11 protein-coding genes and 1 other RNA gene are annotated in these 11,798 nt (G+C 45.9%); 4 read left to right on the top strand and 8 right to left on the bottom strand.

Going from position 1 to position 11,798, the window contains the following annotated elements:
- Nucleotides 1-167 precede the first annotated feature (167 nt).
- From N2245_RS03395 to N2245_RS03365, 7 genes are all read right to left on the bottom strand, one after another.
- The gene (locus N2245_RS03395; RefSeq protein ID WP_494535322.1) at nt 168-1,127 is read right to left on the bottom strand and encodes a YihY/virulence factor BrkB family protein; all 960 of its coding nucleotides are present in this window, start codon (nt 1,125-1,127) and stop codon (nt 168-170) included.
- A 22-nt stretch (nt 1,128-1,149) separates the two neighbouring features.
- Entirely contained in the window at nt 1,150-1,833 is a 684-nt protein-coding gene (locus N2245_RS03390) for a class I SAM-dependent methyltransferase (protein WP_494535321.1), read from the bottom strand.
- A gap of 239 nt (nt 1,834-2,072) precedes the next feature.
- Entirely contained in the window at nt 2,073-4,511 is a 2,439-nt protein-coding gene (locus N2245_RS03385; protein ID WP_494535320.1) for a YfhO family protein, read from the bottom strand.
- Between the two features lie 36 nt (nt 4,512-4,547).
- Nucleotides 4,548-4,811: signal recognition particle sRNA large type (gene ffs / locus N2245_RS03380), an RNA gene on the bottom strand.
- 101 nt (nt 4,812-4,912) lie between these two features.
- Nucleotides 4,913-5,728, bottom strand: a complete 816-nt coding sequence (locus N2245_RS03375) for an ABC transporter permease (protein WP_494535319.1) — start codon at nt 5,726-5,728, stop codon at nt 4,913-4,915.
- A complete protein-coding gene (locus tag N2245_RS03370) occupies nt 5,718-6,545 on the bottom strand; it encodes an ABC transporter ATP-binding protein (protein ID WP_494535318.1) in 828 nt (275 codons plus the stop codon). Before N2245_RS03370 ends, N2245_RS03375 begins: the two co-directional genes overlap by 11 nt.
- On the bottom strand, nt 6,545-7,720 hold the full coding sequence (locus tag N2245_RS03365; RefSeq protein ID WP_494535317.1) for an ABC transporter substrate-binding protein: 1,176 nt from the start codon (nt 7,718-7,720) through the stop codon (nt 6,545-6,547). The genes N2245_RS03370 and N2245_RS03365 overlap by 1 nt, the downstream gene beginning before the upstream one ends.
- Before the next feature lie 160 nt (nt 7,721-7,880).
- Here N2245_RS03365 and N2245_RS03360 point away from each other — a divergent pair, with 160 nt between their 5' ends.
- Nucleotides 7,881-8,942, top strand: coding sequence for a GntG family PLP-dependent aldolase (locus tag N2245_RS03360; RefSeq protein ID WP_494535316.1), 1,062 nt, complete (start codon nt 7,881-7,883; stop codon nt 8,940-8,942).
- On the opposite strand, the gene N2245_RS03355 is transcribed toward N2245_RS03360, so the two are convergent.
- Nucleotides 8,884-9,891: a threonine ammonia-lyase gene (locus N2245_RS03355; protein WP_494535315.1), complete on the bottom strand. Its 1,008-nt coding sequence runs from the start codon at nt 9,889-9,891 to the stop codon at nt 8,884-8,886. The genes N2245_RS03360 and N2245_RS03355 overlap by 59 nt on opposite strands.
- A gap of 212 nt (nt 9,892-10,103) precedes the next feature.
- On the opposite strand from N2245_RS03355, the gene N2245_RS03350 reads away from it, so the two are divergent.
- Genes N2245_RS03350 through N2245_RS03340 form a run of 3 tightly spaced genes read left to right on the top strand, consistent with a single transcriptional unit; the run spans nt 10,104 to nt 11,696 of the window.
- On the top strand, nt 10,104-11,054 hold the full coding sequence (locus N2245_RS03350) for a tetratricopeptide repeat protein (protein WP_494535314.1): 951 nt from the start codon (nt 10,104-10,106) through the stop codon (nt 11,052-11,054).
- 16 nt (nt 11,055-11,070) lie between these two features.
- A complete protein-coding gene (locus tag N2245_RS03345; protein WP_494535313.1) occupies nt 11,071-11,472 on the top strand; it encodes a hypothetical protein in 402 nt (133 codons plus the stop codon).
- Nucleotides 11,469-11,696, top strand: coding sequence for a putative signal transducing protein (locus N2245_RS03340; protein WP_494535312.1), 228 nt, complete (start codon nt 11,469-11,471; stop codon nt 11,694-11,696). The genes N2245_RS03345 and N2245_RS03340 overlap by 4 nt, the downstream gene beginning before the upstream one ends.
- Nucleotides 11,697-11,798 lie beyond the last annotated feature (102 nt).

Here is an 11,798-nt window from a genome sequence, read left to right as displayed (position 1 = left end):
TGTTGGCCGAGAAGTTGGAGACCACCAGGTAGAGGATGGCGGCAGCTGCCACCAGTCCCACAACCAGCAGTCCCAGGTTTCTTCTCCTCGTGGTGTCTACTGCTACAGCTTGTGCCATTCCCTTGGCAGTATACCACATGGAGGCAGAAACCTGAGAGGACTGTTATTTATACATGTTGCTTAACTCCCTCGCTGTTCTTGCTGTAGGTCTCCACGACATGGTTGACCTCGCCACCCATGAGGAGTATGTAAGAGGAGTAATACATGTAAAGCATCATTAGTATGGCTCCGGCCAACGTTCCGTAGGTCTTGTTGTAGTTACCGAAGTTGTTTACGTATAGAGAGAATATAAGTGTGAAAACTAGCCAGCCAAGAAGGGCTAAGATCGAGCCTGGTGTCACGAGCCTGAGTGGTTGCTTGATATCTGGACCATAGTGATAGATAAGTGCAAAGGCTAATAGAGCTATAAGTATAAGCAAGGGCCATTGAGCTATCTTCCAAGTCCAAGCAAATAGTGTTCCTAAACCAGTGGTACGGGCCAGCCAATCTGCTATCTTAGGGCCAAAGACCGCTAGTATGCCTGCGCTCAGCAGGAGCAGTACAGCGATAATGGATAGCATTATCGATATAAGATACTTCTTCCAGATTGGTCTTGAGTCTTTTATCTCATACACTACATTGAGAGATTCCATGATCGACCTAAAAGCCCCTGATACTCCCCACAGGGCTAGGAGTATAGATACTACGGCACCTGTAGTAAAAGTTCCAGGTCTTATGTTACCTATAAGTCTATCTATCTGTTGCTGTACGAAATCTATAACCTCTACTGGTATGGCTTGCCTGATCTGGGGACGTGATAAGAAGTCTTCTATGAGCTGAGAAGTATCGAATATGCCCAGCACTTTGTCAAATATTCCAAGCATAGATATTAGAAACGTCAGAAAGGGGAAGATGGCAAATATGCCATGATATGTAAGACTGGCTGCAAAATCTCCTAGGTGATCCTCCGAGGCTTCCTTCCAGGCTTGCTTTAGCAGATCTGCCAATCCCATGTGTCTTGCAAGCGGAACCCTAATCTTGTTTCCCAGCTGTTCCAGCTTGTTTAGATACGGAACCAGAAATGACATAATATTTTGCTCTCCAATGTACTTATATCTTTCTGGCTATGACCGTCATGATATCTCCAAAATTCAAAGGAACTTTAAGGTCATGTATTTTTAGGAGATGAGCAACGGTGTGAGCAGCTCTATAAGCTGCTGGGCTGTAAGCTTTCATCTTGGAGAAGAGATATCTTAGGCTAACGACCCTAATGTGATGCTTGATTTCCAGAATTCTGAAACCTGATTTTCCGAGTATTTTCTCCATTGTGTCGGGTGTAAAGTAATACAAGTGCATTAGCATGTACCAAGGATAGTGCCTTCCCAATAACTTGGCGAACACGGAATCTATATTTATAGTGGTGATTGCCAAAATGCCGCCGTCTCTTAGCAGTGAGTTCGCTCTCATGAGTTCCTTGTAAGGATCTGTAAGGTGCTCTATCACATCCCACATGGTTATTACTTCAAAGCTACTATCCTCCAGCTTTGCCTCAGAAAGTCCGCATTCCTGTACTTCTATGTTTCTTTTATTCCTGCAATACTCAGCTGCCCACTTTGATGGTTCAAGCCCGTAGACCTCATAGCCATAGTCTTTAGCTATATCCAAAAATGTGCCGATGTGGCATCCTACATCCAGCAACTTGCCTTTTCTTTTATATCTGGAAATCTCAGCAAGGTTATTCTTGAAAGTAGCTACTCGTCCCTCTTCTTCGGCAAGGTATACATGATCCTCCACTTGTGAGTAGATCTCGATTATTTTCTGTGGAGACGGTCTGGGATTGGCAAATATTAGGCCGCAATTATTGCACCTCACAATAGGTCCATGTTTGCTATGGTAGATGCTTGTACAAGCTAGAGTGTTAGCTGAGATCTGTGAGAAGTTTGTGTTTGCTGGCAGAAACAGTGTGTGACTAATGCTTCCACATAAGTTGCAATCGATATATTCAAGATCACTAGTTTCTAATATCAATACTCCTACCTCTTATGGTTAACCATAGTCTTGGGTTTTGCATATGTTAACAATTTCGATAGTAGCAAGGAAGCTACTAGTAAGTAAGAGCTTATGGAGATTATAAGTCCGTACTCCAACGACTTAGATTCATACCTGAACTCTACTTTATGTTCCCCTGCTGGGATGGTTACTGCGCGTAGTAAGCCATATGCTCGGTAGATGTTTACAGGTTTTCCATCTAGATAAGCTCGCCAGTCAGGATAGTAAACTTCGCTCAGTATAAGCACTCCTGGCAAGTGAGACTTAGTGGTTAGTGTTATTCTAGATTGCGAATAGTGATCTATAGTTACGGCATCATCTAAAGAATCTGAGTCTTGTACGTGGCTTTCAAGCCCTTCTACTAATGCTATCTTCCTGAAATCTAGAGCATTGTTTGCCAATATATGCAAAACCTCTTCGTATGAGGCATTTTGCCAGGAATGTACTATCCATGCTCTAGGTAATGTGGTCTGGCGTTCCCATATACGGATCGTTGAATCCTCATATATCAATCTCGAGCTTTTCTCTAGGGATTCATATTCTGGAAAATTGGGGCCGAGGCTCCTTAGGGTGATCACATACCTTGCGTTAAGCAGATCCAGTAGAGGTGAAGAGAGTCCTTTCTGTAAGACATAAGTGCTTCTATATTCCTGTGATTGGCCATTTATTATTCCCAAAAAGGAGTCATAACTCGATAGCTGTAGAGGATTGTATCCTTGGAGATCTTGAATACCGACCATGAGAGCTCGGTTGTTAACTAGCAGAATTTTGGTTCTGTAGTCCATCCACTGATATCTATACAGGATCCCAGGAGGAGGAATACTTGGATCAGCTTTGTCGGGGGACCATCGCAGTCTTGGGTCGTATCCGAAAAACCTAAATGTGTAATTGGGTCCTTGAGACCTCAAAAACTTAGCAGCTTTCGGAGGGCTATAGTAATTCTCTAGATTAACCTTTCGGAGTGCATAGACCATATGGGTCTGCAGGCGCTGTGCTTGTACGTGGTTGTTAACCATGTATAGATCTGCGAACACGCAGGCTAAAACTAGTAAAGTCAGAAGTATTTTATTTTGAGCGCTCGGATTTGCTATATACACCCCGATCCCTATTGAGAATACGAGCAATATGATGGAAGTGTATATTGTCATCTGTGAAGCTGCATAAGCAGTTATGAGCGCTAATAGAACCGGTGGAGCCAAGATTAGCCAGTAAACCTTTCGCTTGATCCGATTCCTATCTAAGTGTAATAAGTACGTTATCGTTGATCCTGCGAGTAATGAAGGCGCTATATAGAAAGTCATCATTATCCGCTCAGGGTCGTGGGGGTGGAGCGATCTGAACATCGGTAGAAGCTCGTATAGAATTAGGTGCAATGGAGTTTGGCGTCTATTGGCTAAGACTAGGCAAGCGAACATCCATACTATCCAGAATGGAGTCATGTACTTAGTGCGCACTAAGAAGGGGGCGGCCAATGCTAACGAAAATACGGTAACCCCTAAATACCATGTAGTGGGTCCCAGCAAGGACAGAGATTCAAGCACTGTCCATCCGCTATGTACACCAGATTGTTGTAGGGTGTAGCCGCTTGCAAGGTTAGATTGATTTAGGAAGCTTAGCTTGGGGAGAATATCCGCGGCTCCCAGCCCAAAGGCCAATATCGCCATAATTATTCCAGTTGATATTAGTTGTGTGATGCGAGCTGTAATGCCCGCTCTGTGTTCTGGGAAGATCAAGATCCTAAATGTCAGATAGCTTGCTATCAATAGGAATCCGTAGTAGAAACCTTGCCCTGGCCATGCGGAGAAGATTTGTGCTAGAGAGAAGCCGGAGATTGCAATCCAAATCCACTTACTCAAAAGCTCTCTAGTCTTGATTGCACGCTCACAGCCAATGAGGGCCACAGGAACCCATGTGTATATACCACTGTAGGCAAAACAGCACACTGTTCTTTCATAGCTGAAGCCATTTATGGCGTAGGCTATAGATGCTAGTACACTACCCGATACGGATAATTCTAGTTCACGAGCGAGGACGTATATGGCGATAGTGGAAACCATCCAATGAAATAGGATGTATGCTTTGGCTGCTTCTGATAAAGATAGTAGTGTGAAAAATGCCATAGCTGGCAAGTACATCCAGCCTGATTGTGGACTTGCAGCGAACGGGAAGCCGGAGAAGAGAAACGGATTCCAAACAGGTATCTCTCCGGATCTTAGAGAGCTTCCTAGGTAATGATACATAGGGTAGAAGAAGACTGCTGAATCCAACCCTACAGCTGTGCCTTTGATTACCATGTGGGCTACCGCAAGTAGAGTCAAGGATACAGCACCTAGAGCTCCTAGAACGTCAAGCTTTCTTAGCTCCAGACTAAAGGCTGAAGGTAAAGTTCTTTGATATGCCCGAACGTACCTTAAAGCTTTCATGAATTTGTACGAGAGCATGAAGGACAAAAAAATAGGTCGTGCACCCCTTGTTGATCTCGACCCTCCAGCTTAGCTCTCGCTAGCTAGCTCCGGTTAGGCTACCCCACAACACCCGGAAGTGACCGCTTACCGTTGCTTCCTCCCGGACCTGGCGGGGTTCGCGGGCTTCCGCCGTGTGGGACCCAACCATCATCACCGCTCGGCGGAGCCAGTCCTAAAGGGCCGGACCGCGAAGGGGAATTCGACCCCGCTATAGCGGATTGCGGGTACAGGGCACCGCTAGTTCCCCGTCTAGCACGACCACTAACATAATAGTAAGCAATCTAATAAAGCGTCAAGCCCAAGATCCTGCATGAGCTGGTAAGTACTAGCTCATATAAAACTTTGCATTTGCAAAGTTTCTACCTATCTTCACGCCAGATGAGGGCTCTGGCTTCAAGCCGACCTAAAAGGGCGAATATAAGCATGATAATGGCCATTATAAGAACTACTGTCGACAGCATTAGGTCAGCGTTTTGACTGTTCTGTGCAAAGTTGAGCATATAGCCCAGACCTCTACTAGATGCCATGTACTCACCAACGATAGCTCCCGTGAAGGCAAATCCTACTGTAAGTCTCAAGCTTGAGAAGATCCATGCCGCAACAGAGGGGACATAGACGTTGAGTATAATGTCTCTCTCGTTTCCTCCTAGAAGCCTGATTCGATCGATCAGATCTTTATTCACTTCTCTAATACCTGTGTAGACGGCGAAGAAAAGCACTACAAACACCAATATAAAAGCTACAGCTATCTTGGAGGCGATCCCTATTCCTAGCCACATTATGATCATAGGCGCAATCACGATGCGTGGCACTGAGTTGAAGAGAGTCATTACAGGCTCTACTATCTGGCTTAGCGTCTTGAATCTGGCAGCAAGCCACCCTAGAGCTGCGCCAGCTATGAAGCCGTATATAAGCCCAAAGATAGCTGCTTGCATGGTAGCTGCCAAATGTTTCCATATGGCTCCACTGCTGAACTGTTGAATGAGAGTTTCTATTATCCTGCTAGGGGAACTATAAAAGTAGGTATCTATAAAACCTGTTCTGGCGCCTAGCTCCCATAGTGCCAAAAATACTAGCAGCAATCCCCATCTAAGGAGGTGTACAGATAGGTACTTACTTTCCCCGCTTTCCTGCTTCTGTGCGACACTTATGTTAGATATCTGCTCACTTGCCATAGGATTTGTTCACCTCTTCGTAAAGTTGATCCCATAGGAAGCGGGTTATCTGACCGAACCTTGGATCTGATCTAATAGCAAGTAGGTCTCTTGGCCTCTCTATATCTACATCGACGATTGCCTTGACTCTGCTGTGAGGGCCAGCGGCCAAAACGACTACAGTGTCTGCCATGGATGCGGCTTCATCTAGATCGTGAGTTACGAACACGATAGTTCGTTCTCCAGATCCAGCCAATGACAGTAGGTCCATCTCCATCATATATCTAGTTTGCGCATCTAGCGACGAAAAAGGCTCGTCCATCAAGAGCAAGGGAGGATCAAGAATGAGTGTCTGGGCTATAGCCACTCTCCTGCGCATACCCCCAGAAAGCTGGGCTGGATAGTGATTGCGAAACCTATACAGATTTACCTTCCGAAGCCAATCCTCTACTCTTGATTTGATCTCCTCAGCAGGGACTTTTCTGAATCTAAGTCCTAGAGCTACGTTTTCGAAGACAGTCTTCCATGGTAGAAGAGTGTCCTGTTGCTGTAGAAAACCTACTGTTTGGGGCATGACGCCTGCTACTCTTTGGTCGTTAATCATTACCTCTCCAGAAGTTGGCCTATCCAGTCCAGAGAGCATTCTTAGCAGTGTAGATTTACCACAGCCCGATGGGCCCACTATTGCCACGAACTTTCCAGCAGGCACTTCAAGGTCGACACCGTCGAGAGCTGTATAAATATCACCATTTTTGGACCTGAAGTTCTTGGTAATGTTCTTGAAAACCACTCTAGGAGGTTGTAACTCCGCTCTAGTAGCGGCGGTGCTTGCTTGCATTAGCCCTCCACATACTTATTGGTATAAAGTGTGTTTATATCTATATTCTCATTCTTTAGCAGGCCAGAGATTTTCTGGGTTTCTACTACTCTTCTCACTGCCTGTTCTTCTATTACGCCGTCTCTTGGGTAAAGGCTCTCCTTATATTTATCAAGAGCCTTTGCAAAGATTTGGATGTCATCCCCAGGTGCTAGCTCTTGTGGGGCAGCCTTTACGATTTCAGATCCTGTGTGATTCAGTATCCACTGATTAGCCTTTACCAGCGCCCTGGCTAGCTTTTCGACCACATCTGGTTTGGAATCAAGTACATCCGGCCTTGTGTTTAGCCCCATAAACTGATAGTCGCCACCTAGCACTTCATTTGTCTGCTGCCTGTCCATGAAATTTACTAGTACTCTGGCACCTTTTTGGGAGAGTAAAGTTAGTGCAGGTTCCTGGACCATCCCTGCATCCACTTCTCCCCGGAGCAGGGCGTCGTATAGATTTGGACCAAGTGCCACGCTATCTGTACTATTGGGATCCAGATTGTTCTTTGCTAGTAGCGCCTTCAATAGAAGATCGTCTGTAGTACCGAGGTTATTAACTCCTACTCTCTTGCCTTGCAGGTCGCTAATCTTGGTGATCTCTGAAGACTTACCAGGCGATACTACTAATGCGAAGAATGGCAACCTGGAGGTTGAAGCAACCATCATTACTGGCTGGCCTTGATCCACCGATCTAACGATTAGATCCATCGGAGTACCCACAAAGTCGACGCTCTTTGAAATGAGAGCATTTATAGCCAGTGCACCACCCTTCATGTATATTAGGTTTACATCATAACCCTCATCCGCAAAGTATCCTTGCTGTCTTGCCACTTCGAAGGGCAGTATACACAGCACCTGACTACAAAACGCTAGATCTAGCTTCGTCAGTCCTTCTCTGGAAGGAGCAGTTGGCTGACTGCTGACTATACTTGTGGGGACTGGGCTCTTCTGTGCTTGTGGCCCTCTAGCCTGCCCGCAAGCAGCAATAAACCCCGTGAGGAGGAAGCCTCCCATGTACTTTAAGACTTGTCTACGAGTTATTGGATGAGTTTGAATTTGGGGAGCGTTTTGAGAATCATCTAGCAGATCTATACCATCACAGGGGCAAATATCCCCCTTCATGGTATTTCTGTCGCAACAATCGGACATGCCGTTCTTCACCTCATCAATTATTCATGATGCTTGTGCTATCTATTAGGATATCTAATAAGATAGAAGCATGACGGAATGTAGCGCGGGATAACGGGAATCATAAAAAGTAGTTATATGATGTGAGATGTTTATAATTTATGCCTCGAAGGAGACATAGATGCATGTAATAGATCTTAGGAGTGATACTGTCACTCTACCTACAGAGGAGATGCGGAAGGCCATGGCGGAAGCCGAAGTCGGCGATGATCAGAGCAGAGAAGACCCTACGGTCAACAAGTTGGAGGAGTTAGCTGCTGAGATTGTAGGTAAGGAAGCAGCTTTATTTGTACCTAGCGGCGTTATGGGTAACCTATGTGCAATGCTAGTGCACTGTGAGAGGGGACAAGAAGTGATAATGGGAGATCAATCCCATATTCTCTGGTACGAAAGTGGTGGTGGGGCTGCTCTTGGGGGATTAGTATATCGATCTGTGCGCAACGGTAGGTTCGGGGAGCTAAATCCATCCGAAGTGGAGGAAACCATACGTCCCGAGCGACTTGGTTTCCCTAGAACTGGGCTTGTATGCCTTGAGAACACCCATAACAGGTGTGGAGGGACGGTGCTTAACTTGCAGCAGATAGAGAGTGTAGTCGACGTAGCTCATAGACGTAATGTGCCCGTGCATATGGATGGTGCCAGGATATTCAATGCTGCTATCTACTTGGGAGTCCCCGCAAAGGAGTTGGCAAAGCCGGTAGATAGCATAGAGTTCTGCCTTTCTAAGGGATTGTCAGCGCCTGTCGGCAGTATTGTAGCAGGTAGCGAGGACTTCATAAGAGAGGCCAGAAGGGTAAGAAAGTTACTTGGGGGAGCTATGCGTCAAGCTGGGGTAATTGCTGCTGCAGGCATAGTAGCTCTGGAGAAGATGATAGACCGTCTTCATGAGGATCATGTAAATGCACGTAAAATTGCTGAAGGTATAGTAGATCTTGATGGTATACGCCTGGACCTAGAAACGGTACAGACTAATATGGTGGCTTTTGATCTTGTATCGCCTGATTGGACTCCACCTAAACTTATTTCCGAGCTAGAAAGCCGAGGATTGCGTATAAGCAGCTACGGTGGTCGGAGGATGCGTATAGTAACCCACTATGGAATCAGCGATGGTGAGTACGATCAGGCTATAAAGATATTTCGTGATGTTCTAACTGGGGCCTATGTTTCTTATCCTCAACACTGAACATCTTTCTATAGTGGCATAGATCGGCCAAGGACACATTACCACCACATAGCAGCAATACTAATTTGCTTTGAGGTGTAAAAGAGCTACGAAGCCTTTCTGCAGCTGCAAGTGTACATGAGGCTGCAGGTTCTGTAAGCACTTTCGTCCTTTCTAGCAGGAATTCCAAAGCCTGGAAAGCTTCCTTGTCACTTACTACAGTCACTAACTCTACAAGCTTTCGAGTTATAGCGAGCGTGTCCTCCGAGACCGATGGGGCTCCCAACGTCTTAGCTATAGAGGTAATGGCAGGTAGCTCTACGGGGTGTCCCGCCTTGAGCGCTTGCGACATGCTGTCTGCTCCCGCTGTCTCAACTCCCCAGATACGCACATGTGGCTTTTGGCTCTTTATGGCGGTTGCAACGCCAGAAATCAAACCACCTCCGCCTATGCTGATGATTACATCTGTGACATCGGGTAGGTCCTCAAGTATTTCCAAACCTATCGTGCCCTGTCCGGCCATAACCTGTTTATCAGCGTACGGATGTATCATGACTTCTCCATGCGCTTGTCTCTCAGCAGCCAACTTGAATGCTTCAGATATATCAGAGGTCAGTACTACTTGCGCGCCATAGTGTTCGGTGGCTTCTACGTAGTTTTCTGGGGTATTTCTAGCCATAAAAACTGTGGCCTTAATGCCTAATTTCGAAGCTGCATAAGCCACAGCTTGAGCATGGTTGCCTCCACTAACTGCAACTACTCCGCGATTCTTATCTTCAGGACTGAGCGAGAGCATCTTATTGAACGCTCCTCTTACCTTGAACGCCCCAGTGGTTTGGAACATCTCAAGCTTAAGGTAGACGTTTGCTCCTAATCTATTGCTTAGAGTATGACTTGCTCTCAAAGGGGTTCGTTCAATATAGGGAGATATACGATCCCTAGCCTCTAGTATGTCATCTAGTGTTAGCATCCCGTCTTCATCTCCACAGAGCACTTCTTTTCCTGAGTCCGAAGCAGTATACATCAGTTTGAGTATCATGTAGTGTCTTTTGCAAACAAAGCTGGTATCTTTGCCCAAAAGACGACAAAATCATTACAGATCATTTTGGATTACACAATTGAGCTTGGGTTACAGCAAGAGTATAATGCGTGAGAGAAGGGTTCATGCCTTTGGAGAGCAACATGTCAGACAATTATTTTGATAACGGCGACTCAGGCGAGGTAACCATTTTTGATCTTAGAGATGGTGAATCGCGTGCCAAAAGACTTATCAGGGCAGGTCGTAGACATACTAACGAGGGCAGATTTGAAGAAGCAGCTCGAGCTTTTGAGCAAGCAGTAGAGATTTCCCCCAAAAAGGCAGAATATAGAGTTGAACTGGCGTCTGCTTATCGCAACCTAATTGAATCAGGTATTGTAAGCGAGCCTGAGATGGTAGAAGCACTTCTTGAGAGGGCATATAGCCATCTCATGGAAGCAGTGCGTTTGGATCCGGAGTATGCCCCATCCTATAGGGTGCTGGGCTACGTTTATGAGGCTATGGATGCTCCTTGGCGTGCCAAAGAGATGTGGAACTTCTATCTTGAGATGGATCCTAACGGCCCCTACTCTTCTGAAGTTAGAGCTGCACTGGAAGAGCTGGATCGTGTACAGAACCTTCACTATATGTTTGAAGAAGCTTCTTACCTGGTGAATCATGGAGATCCTGAAAGAGCATTGGAGATACTCTCCGAGATTCTCGAGGAAGAACCAGATTGGTATGAAGCATGGTTCTGGCGTGGCCTGGCTTGTCGTGAGATGGAGATGATCAGTGATGCTATAGAGTCTTTCGCCAGGGCAGTGGAATTAGATCCAGAGAGTACATATGCCTATCATGAATTAGCCTCACTGCTGGCTCGTAAAGGAGAGATGGAGGCAGCTGAGGGGTTTTGGCATAAGGCCTTGGATTTGGATCCTGAAGAGCCTTGGATAATGACTAGCCTGGCTTTACTACTTTGGCGAGACCAGCGTCGAGACGAAGCCGAGAAATTGTTCCTTCGAGTTTTAGATATAGACCCTGCAAATCGTAAGGTGCGTAACTACCTGCGTAACCTGCGTGCGGGTATGCCTCCTCCGCATCTTGTTGAGACCTGATTCCGGGCTTTAGTACATGTCCACACATTGGAACGAGAAAGATTTATACCTCTTAGGTAGTTCTGCATCTATCGACATACAGCTAATATCCGGGTTATCTCATGACGAATCCAGGCACGTTATAAGAGGGCTGTGGGACGGTAAAGGATTTATCGGCCTAAATCTAGGAGGTTATCCTGTAGCCAGCTTGGTAGTTGATAGCTTGGATTTAGCTTTCTGGATCTCTGAGCGTATTTGGGCAGTTGTGGGCAGATATATACCTCCTAGGAATCTGAAATCAGGACTTATATGGGTTGGTGTTTCAGGTAGGAAATGTGCCCCTTGGCTTCGCTATATCTATGATCAGTCTAATTTTGTCTCCGTAGATAAGTTTTCTAAGGCTAAAGAGCTTATTAGCATGTTAGAGCAAGGCAAGTGAAGCTGGTTGCTGTCAGTACGTTTCCAGACGCCATTCTAGCCGAGATGTATGCTGAGCTGCTCAGACGACAAGGCGTACCAGTAATGGTGCAGCCAGTAGGAGCTCATCTAGGTGGATGGGCTGTAGGGGTAGCCTCTATACATCGACTGCTGGTGCCTGAAGATTATTTTGACCGTGCCAGTCGAATACTTCTAGAGTATCTTGCAGGAGATGAAGAGAGTTAATAACTTAAGAAATCAGTTATAAATTTGGGTTTTACCTTACATAGTGAATGTGGCTTAAGGGAAGAATACTAAGATATATGCTAACGTATTAGCTAGGTGCAA

It is taken from the genome of Thermobaculum sp. T2p (genome assembly GCF_059335935.1).
Note: the sequence above shows the minus strand (reverse complement) of the source record. Positions and strands in the feature narration are given on the sequence as shown.